Source organism: Intrasporangium sp., from assembly GCF_039812505.1.
Classification (GTDB): domain Bacteria; phylum Actinomycetota; class Actinomycetes; order Actinomycetales; family Dermatophilaceae; genus Intrasporangium_A.
Genome location: NZ_JBDIAQ010000188.1, coordinates 1 through 5,856, shown reverse-complemented (window position 1 = coordinate 5,856; position 5,856 = coordinate 1). Strand labels below are relative to the sequence as shown.

5 protein-coding genes are annotated in these 5,856 nt (G+C 70.8%); 3 read left to right on the top strand and 2 right to left on the bottom strand.

What is annotated here, in order from left to right:
* Both WMI84_RS16445 and WMI84_RS16440 read right to left on the bottom strand, forming a co-directional pair.
* A partial coding sequence (locus tag WMI84_RS16445) for a hypothetical protein (RefSeq protein WP_347354857.1) occupies positions 1-920 on the bottom strand: 920 nt, incomplete at its 3' end.
* 5 nt (positions 921-925) lie between these two features.
* The gene (locus tag WMI84_RS16440) at positions 926-2,215 is read right to left on the bottom strand and encodes an MFS transporter (protein WP_347354856.1); all 1,290 of its coding nucleotides are present in this window, start codon (positions 2,213-2,215) and stop codon (positions 926-928) included.
* Positions 2,216-2,483: 268 nt separating this feature from the next.
* On the opposite strand from WMI84_RS16440, the gene WMI84_RS16435 reads away from it, so the two are divergent.
* The 3 genes from WMI84_RS16435 to WMI84_RS16425 all read left to right on the top strand — a co-directional run.
* Positions 2,484-3,116, top strand: coding sequence for a 50S ribosomal protein L25/general stress protein Ctc (locus WMI84_RS16435; RefSeq protein ID WP_347354855.1), 633 nt, complete (start codon positions 2,484-2,486; stop codon positions 3,114-3,116).
* An 82-nt stretch (positions 3,117-3,198) separates the two neighbouring features.
* Positions 3,199-3,792: an aminoacyl-tRNA hydrolase gene (gene pth, locus WMI84_RS16430; protein ID WP_347354854.1), complete on the top strand. Its 594-nt coding sequence runs from the start codon at positions 3,199-3,201 to the stop codon at positions 3,790-3,792.
* A gap of 178 nt (positions 3,793-3,970) precedes the next feature.
* Positions 3,971-5,856 (top strand): N,N-dimethylformamidase beta subunit family domain-containing protein (locus WMI84_RS16425; protein ID WP_347354853.1); only part of this gene is annotated, 1,886 nt, incomplete at its 3' end.

Here is a 5,856-nt window from a genome sequence, read left to right as displayed (position 1 = left end):
GACTCGCTGCCCTGGCCGGGCAGGCCGTAGAGGATGTGATCGTTGTCGAGCCACTCGACCTGGTCATCGACGCTGTGCCGCTCGGCGAGCTGGGTCTCCTTGCCGGTCTTCAGGTCGAGCACGACGAGGCGCCAGTCACCCGGGCTGCGGTCGCCGCGCTTCTTGTAGGCGACCCGGGTCTCGTCGGGTGACAGCGACGGGCACTCGGCGTCGGTGCGCAGGGTGTGCACCGTCCGCGACGAGAGCGAGCCGGTGGCCAGATGCGTGATGCCGCCGAACGCGACCGTGACGTAGAAGGTGTTGTCGTCCTTCGAGAAGGTCACCCCCCAGTAGTTGCGGTCGATCGGGGTGATCTTGGCGCCGTCGTGGATGAGCGTGAAGTCCTCGAGGTTGCTGCTCTTGCCGGTCCTGAGGTCGGTGACGACCGTGCGCGTGGAGAACCCGGTCTCGGCGTAGGAGTCGCCGGCCACGAAGCTCGTCGTCGCCGAGAACCGCCCGTCGGCCGAGAGCCGGGCCCGGCTCGGGCTGCCGGTCAACGGGATCTGGCGGACCTTGCCGTCCACGTTGTAGACCTTGGCGGTGTAGGTCGTCACGACACCGCGTTCGGAGGCCAGGCAGAGCGTCTCGCGCGGCGTGCCGAACACCCGGTCGCAGCTGAGATCGGTGAACGCCCGGCTGCCACCTGGGTCATCCAGCGGCACCATCGCGACCCGGCCGTAGTCGGGGCCGAGCGCGGTGTTGCGGAAGATGATCCGCGGGCCGGACTCGACCTGCGTCAGCGGCGCGGTCGCCTGGGTCGGTGCAGTGGCGATCTCGGCCAGTTGCGTCGACCGGCTCCGCGCGATCCAAAGCGCGGTCCCGGCCACCAGCAGGGCAGCGATGACCGCCACGGCGACGATCCGGGACCGTGTCGAGTCCACGAAGGCTATGCCTCCACGGCGGGGCGAAGGTTGCGCACGAGAGCCCATGCTACGGGTACGGCCACGAACAGGGCGACCGCGAAGACCCACACGGCCGGGGCGCGGCCGACGCGGACCCAGAGCAGCCCGAACAGCAGCGACGACGCGAACCGGGAGATGGCCACCACCGTCTGGGTCGTGGCGATGCCCACGGCCCGCGACGCGGTCGGCACCAGCGTCGAGGTCAGCGCGGCCAGCACCCCGTCGGTCGCGGCGTAGAACGCGCCGAGGAAGAGCAGGCACAGGATGGTCGTCCCGAGCCCGCCGACCGGCCCGGCCGCGCACAGGTAGGCCGCCACGAGGAGCACGTGGCCCAGCACGAGCACGTGCGGTCGGCCGACCCGGTCGGACAGGTGCCCGAGGGGCACGGCCAGGCTGAAGTAGGCGATGTTCGTGCCGACGAACAGCAGCGGGAAGTACTGCGCCGCGAACGAGTCCCGCTGCTGGAGCGAGAGGTAGAGGAACCCGTCGCTGACCGTCAGCACCCCGAGGATGGCGGCTGCCGCGACGAGCCGCCGCAGGCCGGGGCTGCGCAGCATGAGGCGCAGCGAGGGCCTGGGGACGCTCGGGGCGGGCGCCGGGCGAGCGGCATCGGTCACGGCGGCCCGCGCAGCGGCGCTGTCACGGCGCGGGCGCAGGTCCGGCACCAGCAGCCCGAGCACCACCAGGCCGGCCAGCGCGGCGGCGAAGGACGCGACGAACACGGACCGGTAGTCGCCCGGCACGATCCAGAGGATCCCGAAGGCGAGCAGCGGCCCGACGGCCGCGCCGACGGTGTCGAGCGCACGGTGCACGCCGAACGACCGGCCCAGGCTGGCCTCGTCGCTGGCCGTGGCGATCAGGGCGTCGCGCGGCGCGGTCCGCAGGCCCTTGCCGAGCCGGTCGACCGAGACGATCGCCGAGATCGCGGCGAAGCCCTGGGCCGGGATCAGCACGAGCTTGGTCAGCGCGGACAGGGCATAGCCGATGAAGGCGACCCACTTGGGCCGGTCCGTGCGGTCCGAGAGCCAGCCGCCCAGGATGCGCACGAGAGCGCTCGCGCCCTGGTAGATGCCGTCGATGACGCCGTACGCGAGCGGCGACAGCCCCAGCACCACCGTCAGGTAGAGCGGCAGCACCGCGCTGAGCGACTCGGACGAGATGTCGGTCAGCAGACTGACGGTGCCCAGGGCGACGACGGTCGAGGTGACCCGCCGGCGACCCCGACGCCGCGCGGTGTCCTCGACGGTCGGTTTGCTGCGGTCAGCGAGATACACGGTTCCCCTTCCTTGCGCCACGCGCCCGTCCATCCCGGGACGCGTCGTGCCCCCGGTGGAAAGGATAGGTATGCCGCCAACTGCCCGTGGGCGATTTCGTGCACTTCGCGGGGGCGGGTACGATCGGCCCTGTTGCCTCGGCGAGGGACGGTGCACGGTGGCCCGTCCGTGATCGACGCGGTGGTCGCGCCTCGCGCGCCCACAGCGGTCACCCGTGCCGCGTCCCACGTCGAGGCCCGCCGACCGCCACGACAAGAGAGACGCTTCCATGCCCGAGATCAAGCTGACCGCCCAGCTGCGCACGCAGTTCGGCAAGGGCGCGGCTCGCAAGCTGCGCCGCGAGCACCAGATTCCGGCCGTCATCTACGGCCACGGCACCGACCCGGTCCACGTCGCCCTGCCGGGTCACGCGACGATGATGGCCCTGAAGACCACCAACGCCGTCCTCACGATCGCCCTGGACGGCACGGAGACGCTGGTGCTGGCCAAGGACGTGCAGCGCGACCCGATCAAGCCGGTCATCGAGCACGTCGACCTCGTCGTCGTGCGCCGCGGTGAGAAGGTCGACGTCGAGGTCTCCGTCCACGTCGAGGGCGAGGCCGCCCCCGACACCCTCGTCAACCTCGACCTGCAGACCCTCGAGCTCACGGTCGACGCCCTGCAGATTCCCGAGCGCGTCGTCGTCTCCGTCGAGGGGCTGCCGGCCGGTTCGCAGGTGCTCGCCGGTGCCGTCGAGCTGCCGGAGGGCGCCCAGCTGCTGACCGACCCGGAGGCGCTCGTGGTCAACGTGACCGCCCAGGCCGCCGCCGAGGAGCCCGAGGCCGGCGAGGCCGAGGGCGGGGCCGCCGCCGAGGGGGCGCCGGCGGACGCTGTGGCATCCGCCACGGCCGGCGAGGGCTGAGCAACCCTGATCGTCTGCGAAGGGGCCCGGCACCAGCCGGGCCCCTTCGTCGTCACCCGCGTGGGCGGCATACTGATGCCCCGTGGAGACGTGGCTCGTGGTCGGTCTGGGCAACCCGGGCCCGAGGTTCGCGGGCAACCGCCACAACGTCGGCGCCATGGTCGCGGCCGAGCTCGTCGCGCGCCATGGCGGCGGGTCGTTCCGGACACACAAGGCCCGCGCGTCGGTGTGCGAGGTGCGCCTCGGCGTCGCGCCCGGTGGCGCGCCCGGCCCGCGCGCCGTCGTCGCGGTGCCGAGCAGCTACATGAACGAGTCGGGCGGGCCGGTGTCGGCGCTGCTCAGGTTCTACTCGCTCGAGGTGGCGCAGCTCATCGTCGTGCACGACGAACTCGACATCCCGGCGGGCACGATCCGGCTCAAGCGTGGTGGCGGCGAGGGGGGACACAACGGGCTGCGCTCGGTGAGCAGGTCACTCGGGACCAAGGACTACCTGCGGGTGCGCGTCGGGATCGGTCGCCCGCCGGGCCGGATGGACCCGGCCGACTACGTGCTGCGGGACTTCTCGGCGAGCGAGCGCAAGGACCTGCCCGTCGTCGTCGGCGAGGGAGCGGATGCCGTGGAGTCCCTTGTCGCGGTCGGGCTGGTGGACAGCCAGCAGCGTTTCCACGCGCCGTGAGCCTGCGGGAGGTGCTGCCCTTCTAGCACATCCCGCGTGACAAATCCGGCTATGTCCGCATCGGTGCGCTGAAGATACTCTGTGAAACCTGTAGTTCTCAAGCGCCCGGGCACCGTCGGCCCCTACATTGACAGTCGAAGGGATCTGGGTGGGTCCCTCCGAGGGGTGGAGAGCGAAGATGCGCGCAGTCATGCGGTCATGGCGGCAGAGGTTCACGGTAGGAGTGGGGGCGGGGGCCCTGATCCTGACCGGCTTGGTAGCCGTGCCACCGGCGCACGCGGCAGACCCGTGTGCCAGCGGCAACCCAGTCGTGTGCGAGAACAGCAAGCCGGGCAACCCTCCGTCGGAGTGGGACCTGTCGAACGGCAACTCCGGCGACGACTCCATCCAGGGCTTCGCGACGTCGATCTCGACGGTACCGGGCGGCACGATCGGGTTCAAGATCAAGGCCGAGACGAACGCGCCGTACAACATCAACATCTACCGGCTCGGCTACTACCAGGGCAACGGCGCGCGCCGCCAGGCCCCGACGATCACGGTGAGCAGCCCCAAGAGCCAGCCGGCCTGCATCACCGACCCCTCGACGAACAACTTCGACTGCGGCAACTGGTCCCAGTCGGCGCAGTGGACGGTCCCCTCGACCGCGGTCTCGGGCATCTACATCGCCACCCTGAACCAGGGCAACGCCTGGAGCCAGATCACCTTCATCGTCCGCAACGACTCGAGCCACTCGGACGTCATCTTCAAGACCTCGGATGCGACCTGGCAGGCCTACAACACGTACGGCGGGTCGGACTTCTACGTCTCGCCGAACCCGTTGGGCACCTCGCAGGCACGTGCCTACAAGATCAGCTACAACCGGCCCTTCGCGACCCGCGGCTGGGAGAACGGCCGCGACTTCCTGTTCAGCAACGAGTACCCGACGCTACGGTTCCTCGAGCGCAACGGCGTCGACGTCAGCTACACGACCGACACCGACGTGAGCACCGGCACGACGACCCTGACCAACCACAAGGTCTTCATGTCCGTGGGCCACGACGAGTACTGGACCCTGCCCGAGCGGCAGCACGTCGAGGCCGCCCGGGACGCCGGGGTCAACATGATGTTCCTCTCCGGGAACGAGGTGTACTGGCACACCCGGCTGGCGCCGAGCATCGACGGGACGAGCACGCCGAACCGCACCCTGGTCTGCTACAAGGACAGCTGGGAGCCGGCGAAGATCGATCCCGACCCAGAGGGGTCGAGCACGTGGCGCGATCCCAGCCAGGCCTACCCCAACGGGTCGAACCCGGAGAACTCGCTGACCGGCACGATCTACATGTCCAACTTCACCGACCTCGCGATCACGGTCTCGGCCGCCGAGGGCAAGACCCGGCTCTGGCGTGGCACGTCGCTGGCGAGCCTGCCGGCCGGCGGCTCGGCCACCCTGGCGCCGCATACCGTCGGCTACGAGTCGGACGAGGACCTCGACAACGGGGCCCGGCCGGCCGGGCTGATGCGCCTGTCCACCACCACAGGACCGACGCCGCAGCTGGTCCAGAACGCGGCCGGTACGCAGGTGGCGCCGGGCACGACCACCCACAGCGTGACCCTCTACCGCGCCGCCAGCGGTGCCCTGGTCTTCGGGGCCGGGACCGTGCAGTGGGGCTGGGCGCTGGACCAGTACCACGACGGTGACAACTCGAACCCGCCGGACAGCCGGATCCAGCAGGCGACGCTGAACATGCTCGCCGACATGGGCGTCCTGCCGACCACCCTGATGTCCGGCCTGGTGATGCCCGCCAAGAGCACCGACACGCAGGCGCCGACGGTGAGCATCAGCGCCCCGGCAGCCGGGGCCACTCTCCAGAACGGGTCGCAGGTCACGGTCACCGGGAGCGCGAGCGACACCGGCGGCGGCGTCGTCACCTCGGTCGAGGTCTCCCTCGACGGCGGCACGACCTACCACCGCGCGACCGGGACGACCTCTTGGTCGTACACCGGGGTGGTCCACGGGGTCGGCGCGTCCTCGATCAAGGTGCGCGCGACCGACGACAGCGCCAACCTGTCCTCGCCCGTGTCCGT